This window comes from Xanthomonas sp. DAR33341, assembly GCF_003992815.1.
In the GTDB taxonomy this organism is placed as follows: Bacteria; Pseudomonadota; Gammaproteobacteria; order Xanthomonadales; family Xanthomonadaceae; genus Xanthomonas; species Xanthomonas cissicola.
Genome location: NZ_QEYV01000012.1, coordinates 279,448 through 300,385, shown reverse-complemented (window position 1 = coordinate 300,385; position 20,938 = coordinate 279,448). Strand labels below are relative to the sequence as shown.

Annotated in this window: 19 protein-coding genes and 2 pseudogenes; 9 read left to right on the top strand and 12 right to left on the bottom strand. The window is 64.7% G+C overall.

The window, feature by feature from the left end:
- Positions 1–99: 99 nt before the first annotated feature.
- On the top strand, positions 100–795 hold the full coding sequence (locus EO156_RS03410) for an AIM24 family protein (protein ID WP_015472615.1): 696 nt from the start codon (positions 100–102) through the stop codon (positions 793–795).
- Positions 796–959: 164 nt separating this feature from the next.
- Here the strand turns inward: EO156_RS03410 and EO156_RS03405 are convergent, their stop codons facing one another.
- Entirely contained in the window at positions 960–1,862 is a 903-nt protein-coding gene (locus EO156_RS03405; protein ID WP_016850820.1) for a magnesium transporter CorA family protein, read from the bottom strand.
- A gap of 245 nt (positions 1,863–2,107) precedes the next feature.
- Here EO156_RS03405 and xopV point away from each other — a divergent pair.
- Positions 2,108–3,102: pseudogene (xopV, locus tag EO156_RS03400) on the top strand (XopV/AopV family type III secretion system effector).
- Positions 3,103–3,188: 86 nt separating this feature from the next.
- On the opposite strand, the gene cycA reads toward xopV, so the two are convergent.
- Positions 3,189–4,565 (bottom strand): D-serine/D-alanine/glycine transporter, encoded by a 1,377-nt coding sequence (gene cycA, locus EO156_RS03395; RefSeq protein WP_016850819.1) that lies wholly within the window; start codon positions 4,563–4,565, stop codon positions 3,189–3,191.
- A 404-nt stretch (positions 4,566–4,969) separates the two neighbouring features.
- On the bottom strand, positions 4,970–5,185 hold the full coding sequence (locus tag EO156_RS03390; protein WP_003490008.1) for a hypothetical protein: 216 nt from the start codon (positions 5,183–5,185) through the stop codon (positions 4,970–4,972).
- A 301-nt stretch (positions 5,186–5,486) separates the two neighbouring features.
- Here EO156_RS03390 and EO156_RS03385 point away from each other — a divergent pair, with 301 nt between their 5' ends.
- Positions 5,487–6,266, top strand: coding sequence for a transporter substrate-binding domain-containing protein (locus tag EO156_RS03385; RefSeq protein WP_011050417.1), 780 nt, complete (start codon positions 5,487–5,489; stop codon positions 6,264–6,266).
- Between the two features lie 88 nt (positions 6,267–6,354).
- Here the strand turns inward: EO156_RS03385 and EO156_RS03380 are convergent, their stop codons facing one another.
- The gene (locus EO156_RS03380) at positions 6,355–7,230 is read right to left on the bottom strand and encodes a DMT family transporter (protein ID WP_029828001.1); all 876 of its coding nucleotides are present in this window, start codon (positions 7,228–7,230) and stop codon (positions 6,355–6,357) included.
- Between the two features lie 197 nt (positions 7,231–7,427).
- On the opposite strand from EO156_RS03380, the gene EO156_RS03375 reads away from it, so the two are divergent.
- Positions 7,428–8,309, top strand: coding sequence for an MnmC family methyltransferase (locus EO156_RS03375; RefSeq protein ID WP_011050415.1), 882 nt, complete (start codon positions 7,428–7,430; stop codon positions 8,307–8,309).
- A 201-nt stretch (positions 8,310–8,510) separates the two neighbouring features.
- Here the strand turns inward: EO156_RS03375 and EO156_RS23865 are convergent, their stop codons facing one another.
- A complete protein-coding gene (locus EO156_RS23865) occupies positions 8,511–8,663 on the bottom strand; it encodes a hypothetical protein (protein ID WP_016850818.1) in 153 nt (50 codons plus the stop codon).
- Here EO156_RS23865 and EO156_RS03370 point away from each other — a divergent pair.
- Positions 8,647–9,090 carry a hypothetical protein gene (locus EO156_RS03370; RefSeq protein ID WP_026007174.1) on the top strand — a complete coding sequence of 148 codons (444 nt, stop codon included), beginning with the start codon at positions 8,647–8,649 and terminating at the stop codon, positions 9,088–9,090. The genes EO156_RS23865 and EO156_RS03370 overlap by 17 nt on opposite strands.
- Positions 9,091–9,317: 227 nt before the next feature.
- Here EO156_RS03370 and EO156_RS03365 read toward each other — a convergent pair whose 3' ends face one another.
- From EO156_RS03365 to EO156_RS03355, 3 genes and pseudogenes are all read right to left on the bottom strand, one after another.
- On the bottom strand, positions 9,318–9,512 hold the full coding sequence (locus EO156_RS03365) for a hypothetical protein (protein ID WP_026007173.1): 195 nt from the start codon (positions 9,510–9,512) through the stop codon (positions 9,318–9,320).
- Between the two features lie 172 nt (positions 9,513–9,684).
- Positions 9,685–9,796 (bottom strand): annotated as a pseudogene (locus EO156_RS24285) (transcriptional regulator); the annotation flags it as partial.
- Between the two features lie 61 nt (positions 9,797–9,857).
- Positions 9,858–11,729, bottom strand: a complete 1,872-nt coding sequence (locus EO156_RS03355) for a GGDEF domain-containing protein (protein WP_016850815.1) — start codon at positions 11,727–11,729, stop codon at positions 9,858–9,860.
- A 505-nt stretch (positions 11,730–12,234) separates the two neighbouring features.
- On the opposite strand from EO156_RS03355, the gene EO156_RS03345 reads away from it, so the two are divergent.
- The gene (locus EO156_RS03345) at positions 12,235–13,326 is read left to right on the top strand and encodes a DUF1615 domain-containing protein (RefSeq protein ID WP_016850814.1); all 1,092 of its coding nucleotides are present in this window, start codon (positions 12,235–12,237) and stop codon (positions 13,324–13,326) included.
- A gap of 362 nt (positions 13,327–13,688) precedes the next feature.
- Positions 13,689–16,016: a S9 family peptidase gene (locus EO156_RS03335; protein ID WP_016850812.1), complete on the top strand. Its 2,328-nt coding sequence runs from the start codon at positions 13,689–13,691 to the stop codon at positions 16,014–16,016.
- Between the two features lie 400 nt (positions 16,017–16,416).
- Here the strand turns inward: EO156_RS03335 and EO156_RS03325 are convergent, their stop codons facing one another.
- The gene (locus EO156_RS03325; RefSeq protein WP_003489991.1) at positions 16,417–16,752 is read right to left on the bottom strand and encodes a DUF3817 domain-containing protein; all 336 of its coding nucleotides are present in this window, start codon (positions 16,750–16,752) and stop codon (positions 16,417–16,419) included.
- 211 nt (positions 16,753–16,963) lie between these two features.
- Here EO156_RS03325 and EO156_RS03320 point away from each other — a divergent pair, with 211 nt between their 5' ends.
- Positions 16,964–17,599: a YiiX/YebB-like N1pC/P60 family cysteine hydrolase gene (locus tag EO156_RS03320; protein WP_026007172.1), complete on the top strand. Its 636-nt coding sequence runs from the start codon at positions 16,964–16,966 to the stop codon at positions 17,597–17,599.
- A 198-nt stretch (positions 17,600–17,797) separates the two neighbouring features.
- Positions 17,798–18,259: a DUF4126 family protein gene (locus tag EO156_RS03315; protein WP_005931185.1), complete on the top strand. Its 462-nt coding sequence runs from the start codon at positions 17,798–17,800 to the stop codon at positions 18,257–18,259.
- A gap of 159 nt (positions 18,260–18,418) precedes the next feature.
- On the opposite strand, the gene EO156_RS03310 is transcribed toward EO156_RS03315, so the two are convergent.
- The 3 genes from EO156_RS03310 to EO156_RS03300 all read right to left on the bottom strand — a co-directional run bounded on the left by EO156_RS03310 (position 18,419) and on the right by EO156_RS03300 (position 20,779).
- Entirely contained in the window at positions 18,419–18,814 is a 396-nt protein-coding gene (locus EO156_RS03310; protein ID WP_005931183.1) for a VOC family protein, read from the bottom strand.
- Positions 18,815–18,887: 73 nt separating this feature from the next.
- Complete coding sequence (locus EO156_RS03305) at positions 18,888–19,862, bottom strand: glutathione S-transferase family protein (protein WP_016850810.1); 975 nt, start codon at positions 19,860–19,862, stop codon at positions 18,888–18,890.
- A gap of 137 nt (positions 19,863–19,999) precedes the next feature.
- Positions 20,000–20,779 (bottom strand): SPFH domain-containing protein, encoded by a 780-nt coding sequence (locus EO156_RS03300; RefSeq protein ID WP_026007171.1) that lies wholly within the window; start codon positions 20,777–20,779, stop codon positions 20,000–20,002.
- Between the last annotated feature and the right edge of the window lie 159 nt (positions 20,780–20,938).

Sequence of the window (20,938 nt, the reverse complement as noted above, 5' to 3'; positions counted from 1 at the left end):
CATGCGCTGATGCGCAGCACATGGGCTCCCGGTGCCGGCCTGCGACTGCACCGCAGACGGCCGCGTATCATGCGCACTCTTTCACTCCAGGACGGACCCATGGCCGTACGCACGCTCAACGAATTTCTCGCCCATTCCAGGGAAAAGGACGTCAGCCCCGATCCGTTCGAACTGGAAAACCCGCATCTGCTGGAAGTGCGCCTCAACGGCATGGTGTGGTCCAAGGCCGGCGCCATGGTGGCGCGCACCGGAAACGTCAAGTTCACCCGCGAGGGACTGCTGGAACAGGGCCTGGGCAATCTGCTGAAAAAAGCCGTCAGCGGCGAAGGCATGCAGTTGATGAAGGCCGAAGGCCAGGGCCGCGTGTATCTGGCCGACCTCGGCAAACTGGTGACGCTGCTGCGCTTGAATGGCGAGTCGATCTTCGTCAATGGCAACGATGTGCTGGCGTTCGAATCGGGCGTCGAACACAAGATCACCATGATGCGCAAAGTGGCCGGCATGCTCTCGGGCGGGCTGTTCAACGTGCGCCTGAGCGGCCACGGCATCGTGGCGATCACCTCGCACTACGAGCCACTGACCTTGCCGGTCACCGCCACCAGCGGCCCGGTGTTCACCGACCCCAACGCTACCGTCGCCTGGTCCGGCACGCTGACACCGGAACTGGTCACCGACGTCTCGATCGGCACGCTGTTCGGCCGCGGCTCGGGCGAAAGCCTGCAGATGCGTTTCAGCGGCGAAGGCTGGGTCGTGGTGCAGCCCTATGAAGAAGCCAGCTTCCAGGCCAAGGGCTGATCCGGGCCGCCGGCAGCAGTCAACAATGCGCATCGCCCGGTTGCACGCCACGCAGCCGGGCAGTTTTCCGGCCAACCCTGTAGGAGCGCCCCTGGGCGCGAGCGCCTTCCCGGTAACGCCACATCGCGCCCAGCGGCGCTCCTACGGTTTTCGGCTGTGATGCGTCACACCCATCCACGCTTGCGAAACCACGCCAGCGGCACCACCACGCTCAACGCGATGATGCCCAGCGCCCAGAAATAGTTGTCGTGCCCCTTGAGTTCGGGCATGTAGGCGAAGTTCATGCCCCAGATGCCGACCAGCACGGTGGGTGGGATGCCGACCACCGATGCCACTGCCATCACCTTCATCACGTTGTTCTGGTCGATGTTGATCATGCCCAGCACGCTGTCGAGCAGGAACTCGATGCGGTCGTCCATGTGCTGATGGAATTCGCTCAGGGTGGTCAGGTCCTTGTGCAGCGAGGCGATGCGTTTGGCCGCATCGGCGCCGAACCAGTCCGGCGCGGTGCCATCCAGATACGTCACCAGACGCAGCATGCCCTGCCCGGCGCTATGCAGCCCGCCGAGCTGGCGGCCCATGTCGCCGACCTGGTGCAACATGCGCTCCAGATCCTTGGTCTTGTGTGGGCTATCGAACACCTGCCGCGTGGTATCGGTGACTGCCGCTTCGAGTGCCTCAAGCCGGTCTGCCAACCGCCCGACCAGTTGATCGAATATGCGCAGCAACAGGTCGTCCGAGCTGTGGCAGGGCGCGTGTTCCAGCCGCGCGGGAAAGTCCTCCAACGAGCCGATGCGCTGCTCGCGCAAGGTCACCAGCATGCTGGGCGACAGCGCGAACCCCAGCGGCGCGGTGGGGCCGTCATCGTCCTGAAAACGCGGCACGTTGAGAAACAGCACATCGCCCTGGCGGCGTACCCGGCTGCTGAATTCGATCTCGCCAATCGCCGCACGATCGGGCAAGGCGAACCCCACTTTCTCAGCGGCTTGCGCCAGCTCTTGCGGACTCGGCTGGCACAAGTCGACCCAACAGTGCTGGGTTCGGGCAATCGGGTGGATCGTGATCATGCATCGGCTGTGGGATGAAAGAGCCCAAGCATCCTCCGCGTCCACCATGGCGTCAACGCCGGCACATGCCCATCGGCGATAGCCGCGATAGCCGCGATGGCCGTGCCTGCTCACGCATGCGATCGCCGTGCGGTTTCTGCAAGGCAGCGAACGCTTTCGCCAAATCGCACATCGATTCTGCTGTGAGCGGTATGCACGTTCTGGCTGCCTTACATTCTCCGCTCACGCATTCCAGGAGTTCGCGCATGAAAATCTCCGGCTCGGCGTCTCGCCAGCGACACGAGCATATCGATCCTGTTGATCCGCGACATGCTCCATCGGTTTGCGACGACATCCAAATCGGCGTGCACTCCCAGCTCCACGGGCTGCCTCGCATGCGCCGAAGCGCATCAGCCAAGGAGCGATCGCCGGCGTTCGTCGCAGACGGCAGCCATCTCGATGCGCTGTTCGGCAGCACCCAGCCAGCGCGCGGAAAGCAACTGAAAGACGGTAGCCACCGGACGCCGATTCAGACTCAGGAATAGAAACGCCTGCCGGCGGCCATGCGCACGTCAAGATCAATCCAACACGCCTGTTCGTCTCGACCGCTCCGGCACTGGAGATGCCGCGTCGTCTCGATCCGGCCGAGCTATCCAAAGATCTCGGGCTGAGCGAGGACGCCATCGATCGCATCAGGAGCACCCCGACGTTCCACGAACAGACTGAAACCGGCGCTCCGTCCGTTGCGCCACTCGCTCGGCGGCTGCGCCTGGACGATCTGCGCGACAAGAAAGTGGAGTACAAATGGAACATCGCCAGTAATGGCAGCCTGGTCATCGGCGAAGGGCATCCCGGCGTGGTCCTGGACGAGCCGATGACAAGCAAGGACGCGCGAAAGAAGAAACAGCCATACGCGCAAGGCCATGTCACCCTCGTGGGCGGCCAACCATGGAACAAGACCCCCTGGCAGGAAAATCGCCTGATACCCGAAGCGCGCCTCAGCGGCACCCTGTACTACAACACGGGCGGCGAGCTCTGCATCGACAACGATTCGGGGCGGTTCAGCGAATATGCCGATCGCACACCACAGCATCTCGAAAACGTCGCCAAGCTCTTTCAGCAATACGGTCTACCGGTCACGCCGCAATGGAAAGCAAAGAAACAGATCCCGTTGCAGCGTCTGCCCGCCGGCGCGACCGTAGCGCCGCCGATCCCGGCAGAGGAAGGCGAAGTCGCGCATTCTGACCCGAACGGCGAATGATCCGCCGTCCACGCGCATCGACATGACCGCCCGCAGCGTGCGTCACTGCCGCACGCTGCGCACGCAATGAGTTCCGCACGGATCGCTCAGCGCTGCCGGTTCCCGCGGCGTTTGACTGCATAGCCAATGGCCAGGAGCAGGAACCACACCGGGCTTGCCAGCAATGCCTGACGCGTGTCGTCCTGCAGGGTCAGCAGCACGATGACGAAGGCGAAGAATGCCAGGCACACGTAGCACATCAGCACGCCGCCGGGCATCTTGAACGCCGAGGCGGCGTGTTGCTCCGGGCGCTTGCGGCGGTAGGCGATGTAGGCGCACAGGATCAGCGACCACACGAACATGAAAAGCACCGCCGACAGCGTGGTGACCAGCGTAAACGCGGTGACCAGGTTGGGAATCAGATACACCAGCATTGCGCCCAGCAGCAGGCACAGGCAGGAAAACAGCAGGCCGCGCGCCGGTACCGCCGCACGCGACAGCTTGGCGAAGCCCTTGGGCGCATGCTGTTCTTCGGCCAGGCCGTAGAGCATGCGGCTGGTGGAAAAGATGCCGCTATTGGCCGACGAGGTGGCCGAAGTCAGCACCACGAAGTTGATCAGGCTGGCTGCCGCCGGCACGCCGGCCAGCACGAACAACTCCACGAACGGGCTCTTGTCGGCCACCACCTGCCGCCACGGCGTCACCGCCATGATGGCGATCAGCGCAAGCACGTAGAAAATCAAGATGCGCACCGGAATCGAGTTGATCGCCTTGGGCAGGTTGCGGCGCGGATGGGCCGTTTCTGCAGCCGTGGTACCCACCAGCTCGATACCGACGAAGGCGAACACCGCAATCTGGAAGCCGGCAAAGAACCCGCCGATACCCATGGGGAACATGCCGCCGTCGTTCCACAGATTCGACAGCGAGGCCACGTTGCCCGACGGCGAGCGAAAGCCCCACACCACCAGCCCGGCGCCAGTGACGATCAACGCGGCAATGGCGATGACCTTGATCAGCGCGAACCAGAATTCCATCTCGCCGAACAATTTCACCGTGACCAGATTCAGGCCCAGCAGCAACAACACGCACAAGATCGCGGGAATCCACGGCGCCAACCCTGGAAACCAGAATTGCGCATAGGCCGCAATCGCGATGACATCGGCAATGGCGGTGATGATCCAGCAAAACCAGTACGTCCACCCACAGAAGAACCCGGCCCACGGCCCGAGCAGGTCGGTGGAAAAATCGATGAACGACTTGTATTCCAGGTTGGAGAGCAGCAGTTCGCCCATTGCGCGCATGACGAAGAACAGCATCGCGCCAATGATGAGATAAACGAACAGGATCGACGGCCCGGCCAGACTGATCGTCTTGCCAGAGCCCATGAACAGGCCGGTACCGATCGCCCCGCCAATGGCGATCAACTGCAGGTGGCGATTGGACAGGCTGCGTTGCAGATGATTGGGCGCGGACGGGTCAGACATGGGCACGGCACCGGCAAGTGAACAAGCCGTCAAAAATACGAGATCGCGCCAGCGCATACCAGGGGTTTGCGCTGCGGCAGCCCCGAGGCCACGCATGCGCCGGCGCATGGTAGGCAGGTCGCCCCATCATGGTGCGTCGGTGGTGGCATGTAGCCAGCTACCTCTCGAACGCCTGGACAAGTGGCTTCAGGCTCGCGGCAGAGCAGCTTCAGGCACGAAAGTACTCCTCCCGGCGAGCAATCATGGCCAAAGCGCGTCGCTCAGGCCGCCTCCGCTAAGCGTGAAGGACCACAGCTTGCGCGCCGTGGACGCGCCTGCCTTGAAACGCGGGGCCGATGCGCAACGCGCCCGTTGCCGTGACGACGGGCAACGCCTCGCGCCCTTGCTCGTTGCATGGTCGGCACTCAACCACCAGCGAGCCCGCCGCCTACCCGCCCTGGCAGCGCTCCGTCATCCTCCTGTCCCAGATCGCCCACTTCATCATTCAGGCCACCGCGTTGCGGCGGTTGTTCTTGAAGCGGCGTGTCTTGCTCGTCGGTATCGGGATCGGGCGTGCCATGTGCCAGAACAGCTGCGTTGGCGCTGGCCATGGCGGGCGCCGTGCGTGGATTCAGATGCATGAGCAACTCCGATGGAATTCACACAGGAGCGTCAACGCTAGACTGCATCGCGCTACTGCACCGTGAGCCTGCGATACGCTTCCGTGACGTGCTGTTGACGTGGCGCAGTGGAGATAGCCATCGCGACTGCGGTCGCTCACACCGCCTAGCGCACGACGCCCGCTTGCACATTTGCGTATTCACACCAGCGGAAGGCCACTTTCTAGCGGTAAGCAAGCCTGAGCTGGCGCGCGTTTGACGCCTCGCAGCGCAGACCGCCGCAGCCACCGCTATCATGCCAAGACCTCGCCGAGCCCATGCCATGCGCTATCGCATCTGCCTTGCATTGTTGTTGAGCTGCGGCACGACGCACGCGGCCACACCGGCATCGCGCCTGGATGCGGTGCTGCAATCGGGCGTGCTACGCGTGTGCACCACCGGCGACTACCGTCCCTATTCGTTGCTGCGTGACGACGGGCAGTTCGAAGGCAGCGACATCGACCTGGTGCAGTCGCTGGCCGCCAGCCTGGACGCACGCGTGCGCCTGGTGCGCACCAGCTGGCCGCACCTGCTGCCCGACCTGCTTGCCGACCGCTGCGATATCGCGGTCGGCGGGATCTCCGTCACCTTGCAGCGGCAACGCCAGGCCAGCTTTAGCGCGGTACTGGATGTGGACGGCAAGATCCCACTGGTGCGCTGCGTCGACCAGGCGCGCTACCGCACTCTCGAACAGCTCAACCGGCCGGAGGTGCGCCTCATCGAACCACCGGGCGGCACCAACGAAGCCTTCGCGCACCGCCAGTTACCGCAGGCAGCATTGCGGCTGTTCGCCGACAACACCACCATCTTTCAGGAGCTGCTGGCGCATCGCGCAGACGTCATGATTACCGACGCCTCCGAAGCGCTGTATCAGCAGGCAAGGCTACCAGGCCTGTGCGCCATCGCACCGGAGCAACCGCTGCAATACAGCGAGAAAGCCTTCCTGCTCCCGCGCGACGACCACGCCTGGAAAGCCTATGTGGATCAGTGGCTGCACCTGACCAAGGCCAGCGGCGAATATCGGCGCATCGTCGAAGGCTGGCGGCAGCCGCGCACTGAGTGAATCGGGAATCGGGAACGGCAAAAGCGCTACTCCGATCGGGTTTAGCGCACTTCTGTTTTTGCCATTCCCCATTCCCAATTCCCGGCACTCAAACAATCTTGGTTCGCCGCCACCAACGCGACACCTGTTCCTCGCGCACCAGGGTGAACAAACCGGCGCCCAGGATCAGCGCGATGCCCACGGCCATCGGCCAGTCCAGATGATCATGAAACAGCAGGTAGCCGAAGGCGATGGCCCATAGCATCTGGCTGTATTGGGTTGGCGCGACCACGCTGACCGGGGCCATGCGCGTGGCGTACATCATGCAGATGGCGGCCAGCCCGGCGAGCAAGCCGTAGCCGGCCAACAAGCCCCATTGGGGCAGCGTGGGCCAGACGAAGCTCGGCAACATCATGATCCCGCCCATCACCAACGGGCCGATCACGCCAGCGCCGTACAAGGTCAATCGCTTCTCGCTATGGCCGGCCATGCGCAAGGCGATCACCGAGATGGCGCCGACCAGGCCGCACACGATTGCCGCCACATGCCCGTGGGTGAGATGGCGAAATCCCGGGCGCAGCACGATCAACACGCCGATGAAGCCGACGATCACCGCCGACCAGCGCCGCCAATGCACTTCTTCCTTGAGGAAAATCACCGACAGCACGGTGACGAAGATCGGCATCAAAAAGATCAGCGCGAACGCTTCGGCCATCGGCAAGGTGGTGAAGGCGATTACCGAGGTGAGATTGCCGATGGCGCCGGTGAGCGCACGCAGCAGCCACAGTGCCGGCTGCTTGGCCATCACCAGCTCGCGTAGCTGGTCGTCAGGTTTTTTCAGGAACGGCACCGCCAGCAACATCAGCAGGGCGCCGAGAAACAGCACTTCATAGACTGGCAGCGTACCTTCGAGCAGCTTCACGAACGCATCGCTGATCGAATAGGCCGCATAGCAGGCGAACCCCAACAACACACCCTTCAGCATTGCCCACACTCCACGGTTGACGCCGATCGGACCAGGTGTCGATACGGATTGCCTGCAGTATGCGGTGCCGCGTGTGTCAGCGAAACGGCGCAGGCCGTCGACCTCGGTGGCGAGCGCAGGTGTTGATGGCCTCGCAGCGGATGCCTGGCCGCAACAGGTCGGTTACGATGCCGCTCCCTTCCTTGCAGCGGTGCGGCATGTTCCGCACGCCGCACACAGAGCCGTCAGCCGTGCCCCACTACTCCGGCCCCCTACTCCTTCTCGCCGATGCCCAAGCCCTGCTTGCCGCGCGCGGCAGTGGTCTGGCTCACTGGACCGGCTCGCTCGACCTGGGCCGCAGTACCGACACCGCCCAGCTCGGTGTGCAGACCTGGCAGTGGCGCGGCCAGGGTTATCCATATCCCGGCAAGCTCAAGGAGCGCACGCTCTACTTCTGGGATGAAGATTTCGTGCCGATCTCGCGCTACAGCGGCGCGTTGATCAAGCTGGTGCCCACCGAATGGGGCGCGCCCACGTTCGAGATCGATGGCATCAAGATGCTGCCGTCCGCGCAGCTGTCGCCGTTCGAGGATGCGCGGCGCAAGGTGGCGTTGGTGGATCCGCGCGGCAAGATCGTGCTGGACACCTGCGGCGGCCTGGGCTATTTCGCCGCCTGCTGCCTGGAAGCCGGGGCCGCGCAGCTGCTCTCGTTCGAAAAGAATGCCGATGTGCTGTGGCTGCGCACGCTCAACCCGTGGTCGCCGGATCCGGAGAGCGCCGCTGCCGGCGGCCGCCTGCAGCTGACCCATGCCGATATCGCACAGCACATCGCCACGCTGGCCGACGATTCGGTCGATGCCATCCTGCATGACCCACCACGCTTCGGCATTGCTGGCGAGCTGTATTCGCAGGTCTTCTACGATCAGCTGGCACGCGTGTTGCGCCGAGGCGGGCGGCTGTTTCATTACACCGGCGCGCCCAACAGGCTCACCAGTGGGCGCGATGTGCCCAACGAAGTGAGCAAGCGTCTGGCCAAGGCCGGCTTCACCACGCAACTGGCCCTGGATGGCGTACTGGCGAGCTTGCCTGCACGGCGCTGAGCGGTGTCTCCACGCGATGGACGCTGGCGATACGACCCGCGCGATCACCGAGCGTCAGATGCAAGGCAGCCTGGGTTCACGGCCCGCATGCGCACTGCATGGCCATTCGAAGCGTACGCGAGGCCAGCATGACGGTCGCCGCGGCGGTTGCAGCGTGCCGCCGGAGGGATCTGCGATACTGCCGCGCCCTCGACACGGACGTTACATGCGCGCCCATGTGATCATTGCCCTGCTGGTCTCACTATTGCTGGTCACTGCGGCGCCAACGCACGCGCAATCGGCATAGGCATCGGCATCGGCATCGGCATCGGCATCGGCACGCGCAGCATCGCAGCCGATGTCGGAAGTGACCACGCGCTATCCGGTGACCACCGCAACAGTGGGCGGGCGTGTGATCCACCCGGGCGAATACCAGGGCAAGTGCGCGGTGTTGCGCGACGGCGACGTCATGGTGCTGAGCATCGGTGCCCCTTGCTATTTCAGCATCGATCCTCGGCATGCCGCACAGGTCCATCGCTTCCATGGCAGCGACGTTGTGCTGGTACAGCACGCGCATCCAACGTCGCGACCAGACTGGGATGTGGCCGTCTATGGGCCCATCTGCGCCTTCCAAGCGCAAGCGGTACGCGACATCGGCGGCGTGCTGGAACCCGGCGCCGTCGCCGGTTCCTGGCATTGCGACCCGACCGCGGGGGCCGACCAGAAGCAGTTCGTCTATCGCTACGACACCTGGCCCAGGCACGGTGCGCGGCGACCTGCGCGCACGCGAAAAGCGCACTGAACGTTGCGAACGCCGCGGGGCCGATGCGAATCCGGCCTGGTTTTGGTCAGCGCTGTTTGCTCAGCAGATCTACTGCGCCGCGTACCAGCGTTTGCACGCTGCATGCGACTGCCTGGCACCGCGCCTCAACCGCTGCGTGTCGGATGGCAGAGGCGTCGCATGATCGTCGGCAACGCACACGCCGGGTCATGCAGTGCGAAAACGTGCGATCGCGACCAGTCGCACCATCACCGCAGCTGACGGCGCGCATTCCAACTCGCATATGCGAAGCCGCCGACGATCGCCAACGGTACGCAGCTCAGCAGCGCATCCCAGCCGACAGCAATCCAGAAGCGATGCGGGTCGCTGTCGACCAGAAAGACCCGTGCCGGCCGGCCACGAATGACGTTGACATAGCGCCCTGCGAGGATTGCCTCACGCAATAGCCACAGACGTCCGCAACATGCGATCACCGCGACGACAGCGACGCCGCGCACCAGCCAGTCGGTCAGGCGTGCGGCCTTGCGTTCAGAGGCCGGCAGCGGGGATGGACGCGGTGTTTTCAAGCCTGCATTCCTATCGACATGGCAGCGAAGTTGACGCGCCCCCGTTCAGCTGCGGGCTTCTGGCCATGTGGAGCAACACGTGCAACATGCGGGAAAGACGGCTATCGGTGCGCATGCGGTCTGGGTCGTTCGATCGGTTCACGGCAACCAGCGGTCGCCATCGGCCGGCAGCTTGTGCCGCAGCATCGCCTCGATGTCGCAGCGCAGGTGCGTACACCAGGATCAGCACACCGCCCACTGATCGCGCCCAGCGGTCTTGGCGGCGTATAGCGCAAGATCGGCCTGGCTCAGCAACGCATCCAGCCCGGTGTCGGCGACGATGCGTACCGCGCCCATGCAAAAGCGTACCGGTTCCTCGGCCGGCAGGCCGGCGATGTCGATCGCTGCCACCGCACTACGCAGGCGCGTAAACACGGTGGGAATCTCCTCTTCGCCACAGCCCGGCAACACCAGCAGGAATTCTTCGCCGCCCAGGCGGCCCAGGCGATCCTGCCCGCGCAGGGCCAGCCGCGATGCGCTGGCCAGCGCCTTGAGCACCGCATCGCCGGTGGCATGCCCATACACGTCGTTGATCTGCTTGAAGTGATCCAGATCGATCAATGCCAGCATGCCCGGCGTGTGCGAGCGCAAGGCCTGCTCGATCTGCTGCTGCGCCTCGGTGCGAATGGCGCGCCGGTTGGGCAGGCCGGTGAGTTCATCGCGCATCGCCAGCCGCGATAGCTGGCGGCGGTGCCGTGCGCCGAAGGCCAGCACCACCAATGCACCGAGCAACAACAGGCAGGCTGCGCACAACGCGATCCACAGCGCCCGCTGGCCGGCTTCGCGCGCCTGCAGTGCCAGCTGCGCGGTCTCGCTACGGCGGCGCAGCTCGGCCGTTTCGGCGCCGCGGCGGGCATCTTCGTAGCGCGCCTGCAACCGCAACATCACCGTATCGCGCTGGCGGTCCAGGCTCTGCGCGCGCAGCGCGTTGGCGCGTTGCAGTTCCTGGTAGGCCTCTGCATGGCGACCTTGCGACGCCAGCGCCTGGGCGATCGCGTCCACCAGTTGCGCGCGCCGGTGCAAGGTCAAGTTGGGGTCGTCTGCGGCCTTGGCAGCCACGATTTCCGCGTCCAGACCCTCAGCCTTCAACGCGATCAAGGCCCGCAGCAACACGGCGTGACACGCCGCGACGCGCCCGATATTGCCTTGTTGCTGCATCAACGGCAGGGCTTCGCGGGCCATCGTCAATGCAGAAGCGGCATCGCCGGTTTCGATCAGGGCCTCGCTGGCGCTGGTCAGCGCTGCAGCCACGCCGGCCTGGTCGCGCAGTTCGCGACTGAGCGCCAACGCGCGCCTGAAATGCAGCAGCGCCGCTTCGGGTTGCCGTGTGGCCAAGGCAGTGCCGAACTCGTATTCGATCAGACTGCGCTGAAAGCGCGCCGGCTGGTCGTGCAGGCGTGCGAGCGCACGCTGCAGGTAGTCTTCGGTTTCGTTGTCTTCGGCGGCGCGACCGCCGACGCGGCTGGCCAATGACCCCAGTTGCGTCAACGCGTCCAGCTCCAGCCCCAGGAGTTTTTCGCGCGCCGCACATTGATAGCTGGCCTGCGCCGCGTTCCACGACTCATCGCTGCTGCCGGAGGCGAGCATGCTCCACATGTCGATTGCCTCGACTTCGCACAGCAGATCGTTGCGGCCCAGCGCGCTGGCCCGTTGGCGCAGCGCTTCCAACCGCGCCACCATGACGCGATTGGGGTTTTCGCGCACATCGCTGAGCGCCTGCACGATGTCCAGCCACAGCTGCGCCTGCGAGGCGTTGCCGTGCAACTGGTCGAGCCTTCCGCGCGCCTGCGTCAGCGCCACCTGGCGGCGTTCGCTGTCTTCCAGTGAAATAAGCACGCGCGCCTGCGCCAGCAAGGCCCAGAACTCGGCATCCACGTCGTGGCCGCTAGCGCGCTGCAGTGCGCCTTGTGCGATCTGCAACGCGACCACGGGGTCGTCGATGGTCGCCGCTTCGATCGTCTTCCACGGCTGCGGCTGCGCCGACACCATGCCACTGCCCAGCAGCAAGGCAAACGCGGCGAGCCCCTGTCGCCACCGGACCACGAACATGCTCATCGCATCATCACGTCGACGACGGGCCGCAGCGTGCGCACGCCAAGCTGATGCCATCTGCGCTTACGTGGCGGCTTGCTGGTTGCTGCGGCATTTCAAGCACTCCCACGGTTGGAGGACGATGGAATCCAGCGGAATTTCAGGCCAAACGCCAATCTTCCGAGTGATGCGAATGGCATGATGACCAACGCACACGACAGGCCACGTGATCGACGCGCAAGCGGTGGCGTTCGTTATCGGCCCAGGCGGGCCATTCTTGAATCCGGGTGACGGTAGAACGCGGCACATCGCACTGGCGCGCACACGGCAGCCAGGCCGACGTCGTCGCCTGGCTATCGCGCAATGCGCCGACGCACGGCGACAAGCGATCCACCCCATCTGCCCCGATCGCCCTGCCATCGCGATGCCCGGGCACAGCAGCCTTGCGCGCCAGCAGGTGAAGCTTCCACGGCGCGGCCGCGTAAACTGCCGCACGGCAGCTGCCGCCCCTCGATCTTCCGGAGACGCCGTGTTCTCACACCTGCCCCGCGCGCTCACCGTGCTCGCCATCGCCTTGCTGTCGGCCTGCGCCACACAGGCCCCGCGTGCCCCGCAACGCTCGCCCGAGGCGGTCAAGACCGATATCGCGCGTCGCCTGCCGGCAACATTGCCCGACCGCGCCGGCTGGGCCAGCGATGTGTACGTGGCGCTGTCCTCGCAGGCGTTGGACACCAGCGCCGAGCACATCTGCGCAGTGCTGGCAGTGACCGAGCAGGAATCGAGCTACCAGGCCAACCCGGTCGTGCCCAACCTGGGCAAGATCTCGCGGGCAGAGATCGACCGCCGCGCCGGTGCGCATCACATTCCCGGCTTCATGGTCGATGCCGCCTTGCGTCTGCCGTCGCCGGATGGGCGCAGCTATGCCACGCGCATCGCTGCCGCGCGCACCGAAGAGGAACTGAGCCGCATCTTCGAAGACTTCACCGGCAGCGTGCCGTTGGGCGCGCGACTGTTCGACGGGTTCAACCCGGTGCATACCGCCGGGCCGATGCAGGTGAGCATCGCCTTCGCCGAACAGCATGCGCAGCGCTACCCCTACCCGCCCGGCGATTCGATCCGCCACGAAGTCTTCAGCCGGCGCGGTGGGCTGTGGTTCGGTACCCAGCATCTGCTGGGTTATCCCGTCAGCTACGACGCGCTGCTGTACCGCTTCGCCGATTTCAACGCCGGCTGGTACGCCAGCCGCAATGCCGCCTTCCAGGCCGCGCTGAGCAAGGCCAGCGGTATCGCGCTGGCCCTGGACGGCGACCTGCTCACACCGGGCGCCAGCCTGGATGCGCCCGGCGGCACCGAGCGCGCCGCACGCAGCCTGGGCAGCCAGTTGGCGATGAGCGACCGCCAGCTCCGCCGCGCACTGGAGGACGGCAACACCGCAGATTTCGCGAACTCCGACCTGTACCGCCAGGTGTTCGCACTGGCAGAGCGCAGCGCCGGCAAGCCGCTGCCGCGTGCCGTGTTGCCCGGCATCACCCTGGAAAGCCCCAAGATCACCCGCACGCTCACCACCGCCTGGTTTGCGCAGCGGGTGAACGAGCGCTGGAAGCGCTGCATGAGCAAGTAAGCGCGCGGGCGGATCTGGCATCGCTGCAGCACTCGCGCAGGGGTGCCGGTGCTTGGCGAACTGCTTCCGCCATGCGCGTCGCGCTACGCAGACACGCCTCTCGCACGCAGGCACGTGTGCGGCGGGCAGCAGCAGATGCTGGCGGCGCAGCTCTGGCGTTTGGTCGCCCCGCAGCCGCTGGCGGCGATCACTGCACGGCGTCCCCGATGACAGATCTTCGCCCGTTGAAACAGCTAAGCGGGCACCGTGCGTCCCCGAGCGCCAAGCACGACTTCTGGCAGAGGCACCGGGCCCACGGGGCGGGTAGCATCGGACGGTCGCGCCGACCGTATTGCGCGCTCCTTTCATCCCGGAGAGTCTTCATGCCCACCATCTCGTTGCCGCTGCGGCACCTGTGCATCGCCGTCGCCCTGGCCGCTCTGCCGGCACTTGCCAGCGCGCAAGCCCCTGCCGTCACCGAGGCCGACTACGCGCGCGCCGAACGGTTGATCAGCTACGCCGCACAGCCACTGGTGGACCACGCCGTCACCCGCATCGACTGGCTGGACGCCACGCACGTGGCGTATGTCGATCACGATGCCAAGGGCAACCGGCTGCTGCAGCTGGACACCAGCACCGGCAAGACCGCACCGCTCTTCAAACAGGCTGCACTGGTGGCTTCGCTCAACACGCTATTGAAGACCGGCGACAAGCCGCTCAAGGCCGACACCTTCGCGCCGATGGTCAAGGTCACCGCCGATGGTCGCTACCGCCTCAACGTGCGCGATACCGCCGTGGTCTGCGATGCGCGTGCGCGTTGTAGCAAGCTATACGCCAAGGACAAACCGGAACCGGGCGTGCTGTCGCCGGACAAGCGCAGCGAAGCCTTCATCCGCGACTGGAACCTGTGGGTACGCGATCTTGCCGGCGGCCAGGAAACCCAGCTCACCCGCGATGGCGTGGAAAACTTCGGTTACGCCACCGACAACGCCGGCTGGCAGCACACCGACAATGCCGTTGTGGCGTGGTCGCCGGACTCCCGCAAGATCGCCACCTTCCAGCAGGACCAGCGCAAGACCGGCAACATGTACCTGGTCAGCACCAAGCTTGGGCATCCGGAGCTGCAGGCGTGGAAATATCCGCTGGCCGGCGACAAGGACGTGACCATGATCGAACGCGTCATCATCGACGTGCCCACCCGCAGCGTGCTGCGCCTGAAGACACCGCCGGACCAACATCGCTCCACGCTCTGCGACGACGTAAGTTGCTCGCCTGGCCTGTGGGACGACGTGAAGTGGGCACCGGACAGCAAGACGCTGGCGTTCGTCTCCACCTCGCGCTTCCACAAGCAGACCTGGTTGCGCATTGCCGATGCCAGCACGGGCGCGGTGCGTACCGCCTTCGATGAAACCGTCAAAACCTATTACGAAAGCGGCCAGGTCGCGGCCAATTGGGCCTATCTGCCGGCCAGCAACGAGGCGGTGTGGTTCTCCGAACGCAGCGATTGGGGCCAGCTGTATCTCTACGATCTGGCCACCGGCAAACCCAAGCGCGCCATCACCACCGGCCAGGGCAACGTCACCGAATTGCTGCGCGTGGACCCGGTCACGCGCACCGCATGGTTTGTCGGCGTCGGCCGCAGCGCAGGCGTGGACCCGTACTACCAGCAGCTGTGGAAAGTCAGCCTGGATGGCGGCGAGCCGGTGTTGCTCACGCCGGAACCGGCCAACCACAGCATCGCGCTGTCGCCCGATGGCGCACGCTTTGTCGACACCTATTCCACCTCGGTCACGCCGCCGGTCACGTTGCTGCGCGAAGCCGGCGACGGCCGCACTTTGAGCACGATGGCCACCGCCGATATCACGCGTCTCAAGGCGGCCGGCTGGGTGCCGCCAGAACCCATCACGGTGAAGGCACGCGATGGCAAGACCACGCTGTACGGGTTGATGTTCAAGCCCACCAACTTCGACCCGGCGCGCAAGTATCCGGTCATCGATTACGTCTACCCCGGCCCGCAGACCGGCTCGGTGCGCGGGCGTAGCTTTCTCGCCGGACATGGCGACAACCAGTCGCTGGCCGAACTGGGCTTTATTGTGATTGCCATCGATGGCATGGGCACGCCGTGGCGCTCCAAGAGTTTCCACGACACCTGGTACGCCGACATGGGCGACAACACCTTGCCCGATCAGGTCGCCGGCTTGAAGGAGCTTGGTCAGCGCTATCCCTGGATCGATCTGGGTCGCGTCGGCATCTGGGGCCATTCCGGCGGCGGCAACGCCTCGACCGGCGCGATGCTGCGCTATCCGGATTTCTTCAAGGTCGCCTGGTCGGAAAGCGGCAACCACGACAATCGCGGCTACGAAGACGACTGGGCCGAGAAATATCACGGCGAGCACATCGTCAACAAGGACGGTACCTCCAACTACGACGACCAGGCCAACGCCAACCACGCCAGCAAGCTCAAGGGCCGGCTGATGCTGGTGCACGGCACCCTGGACGACAACGTGCCGCCGTACCTCACCTTGCTGGTGGCCGATGCCTTGATCAAGGCCAACAAGAACTTCGACATGCTGATGCTGCCCAACGCCAAGCATGGCTACGGCGATCTCACCCCGTACGTCACCCGCCGCCGCTGGGATTACTTCGTGCAATACCTGCTCGGTGCGACCCCGCCGGCGCAGTATCAGATGCAGCCGATGCCGGCGAATTGAGCCAGGTGCAGGCGGTGCGGTGGCCGATGCGGCGCCATATCCGCGGCTGACGATTCGCCGCGTCAAGCTGCCGGATCACACGTGGCATCCGGCCAGGCCCGGATGACACGGTGGCACTCACTTGGCCGTACTGCCACCTACTGTTGACTCAAGAACGTCAGCAAGCGCGTGTCGTACTCGCATCGATGCGGCTCGGTGTAGAACCGGTTGCCCTCGTTGGGGAGTACAGCGATCCACCGGCACGCCGGCATCCTTGAGTGCGCGCTTCCGTTTGGTGTGTTCGGCCGGCGCGCGCTCGTCCTTGCCACCGGCCGCAAGAAACACCGGCTCCTTGATCTGATGGGCCAGCGTCGGCGGCAAACGTGCTGCCACGTGTCGCGTGCGCCGAGCGCGCAGCGCGTCAGTGCGCAACAGGTCGCCGCTGGCCCAGCAAGCCGAGACGCCGGAACCACATCTCCAGCGGCACCGTCACCAGCGGCGGCAACGCCGCCAGCAGGCTCACGGCCCATGCCCACCAGGGCCAGCGCAGCCGCAATGCGGCAATCATGCTGACCGCGACATAGAACAGGAACGCCGCGCCATGCAGGCGCCCGAACACCCAGACCACGAGCTCGGTGCTCTGCGGCCCGTACTTCAGAAACATGCCGACTAACAAGCCGGCCCAGGTCAGCCCTTCGAAAAATGCAGCCAACGCAAACAGCCGGCCGATCGGCGACAACGCAGAAGACACACGCATACAACACTCCAGACGGACAGGGATTGCCGCGACGCGATGGCGGCGGCGACGCCCGCTGGCATTGCCAGTCTACAGCCCGCATCAACAAGACTGAGGCCCAAGGGCCGGCAAGCACCTGCATGTCGCTGCCCGACGTGGGTGACCACAAGCGGCCCGCACCTCGGTTAGCGTTTCCAACGCACACGCAAGCGATAATGTCGGCTCCTTTGGTCTGAAACCTCGCATCATGCGCATCGCACCGCTGTTGTTACTGCTCATCGCCCTACTGCCCGCCACGGCGCTGGCGCTGAAGGTGCGCGATGGCGATCTGCTGTTCGTCACCGCGGCGCACACGGGCCTCAGCGGCGCCATCGACGATGCAACTGGCGTACGGGGCCAAGCCAGCTTCGATCATGTCGCGCTGGTGGCGCATGCAGGCGATGCTGCGGTGGTGCTGCACGCCGACGAGCACGGTTCGCGCGAGCAACCACTGCAGGCATTTATCGACGAGGCCACCGCCAAGCAGCGGCAGATCGTCGTGTACCGGCTCAGCCGCGCGCATCGCCCTGCCATCCCCGATGCCATCGCCCAGGCACGGCGCATGCTCGGCAAGCCGTATAACGAGACCTACGTGCAGGATGACAACAGCTATTACTGCTCGGATTTCATCGAGCGCGCCTTCCGCGCGCATCACGTGTTTGCCCTGCAACCGATGAAATTCAGGAACCTGCAGACCGGCAAGATCTCACCGTACTGGACCGATTTCTATCGCAGCAAGGGCATGCCCGTGCCACAGGACATGCCGGGCACCAACCCGAACGATATGGCCAAGACACCCGGGTTGAGAGCGATTGGGCGGCTGAACTGAAAGCCGCGTGTCGACACCACCGGTTGCTGCACCAGCGTGTTGCACGGCAGACACCGGCATGCGAGCACAACCGATGCGCGGCGTGCACAACGTCTTGCCAACTCCCACACACGCCACGCCCTAGTCTGCGCAGATCGATAACAGCGTGCCACGCGCAGGCATTCCGCCTGCGATGGTCGAGCACATGCAGAGGTGCACATGGCTTTGATCCACTCCATCCTGATGGGCGCCGTCGCCGGCATGCGCTCGATGACGCCGCTGGCCGCCGTCGCCAATGCTGCACGCACCGGCAAGCTGCCTGCCGACAATGGCGCGCCTGCATTGCTCGCCAATCCACTGGCATCGGCCGGCATGCTGGCACTGGCTGGCGGCGAGTTGGCCGGCGACAAGATGAAGACCGCTCCCGACCGCATCGTGCTGCCCGGCATGATTGCCCGCATCGCCACCGGTGTGATCGTCGGCACGGCGTTGGCGCCGCGCGAACAACGTGGCATCGCTGCGCTGCTCGGCGCGACGACGGCAGTTGCTGCTGCCTATCTCACCTTCAATGCGCGGATGCGTGCGATCGAGCGCTACGGCCAGACCAGCACCGGCGTCGTCGAAGATGCGATCTCGGTGGGTGCGGCAACACTGATCGTGCGCGATGCGGCCAAGCGGTAACGCACGTCCACCGACTCCCGCGTCGTGCTGAAGGCCTGCCACTGGGTGCGCAGGCCGCGGTCGCAGCGCTCAGTCGCCGTCGTGCGAACGCGCGTCATCAACTCAGCAAATCATATGCCTGCGACCCATGCCTGCGACAGACCGCGCTACAAGCCATATTCACGCCGGGCGATAGATCGCACACAGCTTGTTTCCATCCGGATCGCGCACATAAGCCAACCACGTCGGGCCCATGCTGCTCTCACGCAAACCTGGCGGCTTCTCGATGGAAATGCCGCCGGCAGCCACCGCGATGTCATGAAAGTGCTGCACTTGCTCGGGCGAGTCGCACTTGAAACCGATCGTTGCACCGTTGCCCGGGCTGGCGGGTTCGTCGTTGATCGGCTCGCTCACACAAAAAGTGCTGCCCGCATGCCGGTAGAACAGGCGCGTGTGCCCACTTGCTGCCTGATTGACGAACGGCGCGGGCGCACTGAAGACCCCTCCTAGCACTGCATCGTAGAACGCACGCGCACGCGCGATATCGTTCGTTCCCACCATGACATGATTGAGCATGACGTCGTCCTGTTGATCGCGCGGGTGCGCAGCATACGCCACTGCACCCGCCGCGCCATATCGACCATGCGCGTCAGCCGCCACGCCCATGAGGCGCATCCAGATCCAGTAGCGGCCCCATCGGGACGATACCGGTGGGGTTGATGGTGTCGTGGCTCTGGTAGTAATGCCCCTTGATGTGCTGGAAGTTCACGGTGTCGGCAATCCCCGGCATCTGGTAGAGCTCGCGCAGGAATCCAGACAGCTGCGGGTAGTCGGCGATGCGCCGTAGATTGCATTTGAAGTGCCCCACGTACACCGCATCGAACCGCACCAGTGTGGTGAACAGGCGCCAGTCGGCTTCGGTAAGTTGGTCGCCGCAGAGATAGCGCTGGGCGCTCAGACGCGCCTCCAGCCAGTCCAGGCTTTCGAACAACGGCACCACCGCCTCTTCATAGGCCGCCTGGGTAGTCGCAAAGCCCGCCTTGTAGACGCCATTGTTGACGGTGTCATAGACACGCGCGTTCACCGCGTCGATCTGCTCGCGCAGCGGCTGGGGGTAAAAATCGCCGTCTGCAGCGCCAATCTCGTCGAAGGCGCTATTGAACATGCGGATGATGTCTGCCGACTCGTTGCTGACCACGGTCTTGCGCTCGCGGTCCCACAACACCGGCACCGTGACCCGGCCCGAGTAATGCGGGTCGGCCTTGAGGTACACCTCGTACAGATACTGCGCGTGATGCTCCGTATCGCCGACCACACCCGGCCCATCGGCGAAGGTCCAGCCGTTCTCGCGCATCAGCCAATGCACGATGGACACGTCGATCATCGACTCCAGTCCTTTCAGGCGCCGGAAGATCAGCGTGCGGTGCGCCCATGGGCAGGCGAGCGACACATACAGGTGATAGCGCCCCGAAGCCGCCTGGAACCCGCCCTGGCCATGCGGCCCGGCGCTACCATCGCGCGTGACCCAATTGCGAAACTGCGACTGCGAGCGCTCGAACCGCCCCTCGCTCTTGCTGGTGTCATACCACCTGTCCTGCCATTTGCCGTCGACCAACAGACCCATCGTGTTTTCTCCCGCCGCCGCACTCACAGGCGACCGTAGCCCACCGATGTTGCAGGCCACGTGAGCAGCGCGATGGTATGCGCGCGCGTGACTATTCATCACCCAGTGCTTGCGCCTGGCGGCAGGCAACGGCGGACCTATCTTGCAATCACCGAAGTTCCCGACGGCACCATGTAGCATGCCTGCGCTTTCTTGCAGGCCTCGGCATTGAGCTCGGCGATCTGGCTGGCCAGGTATTGCTCCGGCGTCAGGCCCATGCGGTTGCGATACGCGTTATCTGCGTCGGCCTTGGCCTCCTGCTCCTGCTCGCGCTGCCGTTCTGCGGTGGTCGCCTCCACCAGGGTCTTGACCCGCTGTTGCTGCGCGGCAGTCAGATTCATCTGTTGCAACACGTCCGGATTCGGGCGTGCGCGGCCCAGGGTGATGTTCTGGATCTGGATCGGCAGGCCTTGCTCCTTGACCAAGGCACTGACGTTTTGTGTCACCGAATCGTCGATCTTCCTGGCGGTGTCGGGGTCGCTCATCATCTTGGTCATGTCGTAGCGCTTGACCTGGTCGCGCACGATGGACGCGTACTGACTGGCAACATTGTTCTTGAACCAATCCTGCCCGAACCTGGACAACAACAGCGCCGGCGCAGTAATCCTGTATTGGATCTGGGTGGAGAAGTCCAACAGGATGTTGTCGCTGGAGGAGAAATCGTCGAACGCCACCTGCACGGTCTGTGGCGTCACATCCACATAGGTGGCCGACGTGGTCAGCCACGTGTAAGCGCGGCCGGGATCGCGCACATCGTCCAGGCGGATGCCGCCCTTGCCGAAGAACAGGGGCTTATCCACCAACACGGCCTGCTGCCCCGGATCGGGCGACACAACCGTACACGCACACAGCAAGCCGGCCAGCCCGATGGCCAGCATGGAAGTCTTCATCGATGTCCCCTTGAATGCCCGGGCGCCAATCCGCGCCGGTGTGGCGGGAGATTACCCAAACATCCGGCCAGTCGCATCCTCCGCGCAGCTCGGGGACTTCCACCGACAGCCCATCGCTCCAGGCGCACCCAAGACCGCCAGCCAAGC

Excerpts from the sequence above, each read along its gene's own strand:
- EO156_RS03390 (WP_003490008.1), bottom strand. The coding sequence starts at position 5,185 with ATGCATCTGAATCCACGCACGGCGCCCGCCATGGCCAGCGCCAACGCA.
- EO156_RS03300 (WP_026007171.1), bottom strand. The coding sequence starts at position 20,779 with ATGCTGGCCATCGGGCTGGCCGGCTTGCTGTGTGCGTGTACGGTTGTG.
- EO156_RS03315 (WP_005931185.1), top strand. The coding sequence starts at position 17,798 with ATGGCTTTGATCCACTCCATCCTGATGGGCGCCGTCGCCGGCATGCGC.
- EO156_RS03305 (WP_016850810.1), bottom strand. The coding sequence starts at position 19,862 with ATGGGTCTGTTGGTCGACGGCAAATGGCAGGACAGGTGGTATGACACC.
- EO156_RS03370 (WP_026007174.1), top strand. The coding sequence starts at position 8,647 with ATGTCGGAAGTGACCACGCGCTATCCGGTGACCACCGCAACAGTGGGC.
- EO156_RS03385 (WP_011050417.1), top strand. The coding sequence starts at position 5,487 with ATGCGCTATCGCATCTGCCTTGCATTGTTGTTGAGCTGCGGCACGACG.
- EO156_RS03335 (WP_016850812.1), top strand. The coding sequence starts at position 13,689 with ATGCCCACCATCTCGTTGCCGCTGCGGCACCTGTGCATCGCCGTCGCC.
- cycA (WP_016850819.1), bottom strand. The coding sequence starts at position 4,565 with ATGTCTGACCCGTCCGCGCCCAATCATCTGCAACGCAGCCTGTCCAAT.
- EO156_RS03310 (WP_005931183.1), bottom strand. The coding sequence starts at position 18,814 with ATGCTCAATCATGTCATGGTGGGAACGAACGATATCGCGCGTGCGCGT.
- EO156_RS03355 (WP_016850815.1), bottom strand. The coding sequence starts at position 11,729 with ATGAGCATGTTCGTGGTCCGGTGGCGACAGGGGCTCGCCGCGTTTGCC.
- EO156_RS03325 (WP_003489991.1), bottom strand. The coding sequence starts at position 16,752 with ATGCGTGTGTCTTCTGCGTTGTCGCCGATCGGCCGGCTGTTTGCGTTG.
- EO156_RS03410 (WP_015472615.1), top strand. The coding sequence starts at position 100 with ATGGCCGTACGCACGCTCAACGAATTTCTCGCCCATTCCAGGGAAAAG.
- EO156_RS03375 (WP_011050415.1), top strand. The coding sequence starts at position 7,428 with ATGTTCCGCACGCCGCACACAGAGCCGTCAGCCGTGCCCCACTACTCC.
- EO156_RS03405 (WP_016850820.1), bottom strand. The coding sequence starts at position 1,862 with ATGATCACGATCCACCCGATTGCCCGAACCCAGCACTGTTGGGTCGAC.
- EO156_RS03380 (WP_029828001.1), bottom strand. The coding sequence starts at position 7,230 with ATGCTGAAGGGTGTGTTGTTGGGGTTCGCCTGCTATGCGGCCTATTCG.